Genomic DNA, 223 nt, shown 5'->3' on the forward strand with positions numbered 1-223 from the left:
AAATAACCTGGCACCGTCCTACTCTCGCGGAACGTCAGTCCGACTACCATCGGCGCTAAAGAGCTTAACTTCTGTGTTCGGCATGGGAACAGGTGTGACCTCTTTGCCATTGGCACCAGATTAAATTGAATGTTATACATTCAAAACTAGATAGTAAGTATACATTCACAAGTAAAACCTTATGAACAAATTTGATTAAGTCTTCGATCGATTAGTATTCGTC

General features: G+C 40.8%; 1 rRNA gene. It reads right to left on the bottom strand.

Going from position 1 to position 223, the window contains the following annotated elements:
- Positions 1-5: 5 nt before the first annotated feature.
- Positions 6-120 (bottom strand): 5S ribosomal RNA (rrf, locus tag CD118_RS11770).
- Between the last annotated feature and the right edge of the window lie 103 nt (positions 121-223).

The organism is Staphylococcus coagulans (assembly GCF_002901995.1).
Classification (GTDB): Bacteria; Bacillota; Bacilli; order Staphylococcales; family Staphylococcaceae; genus Staphylococcus; species Staphylococcus coagulans.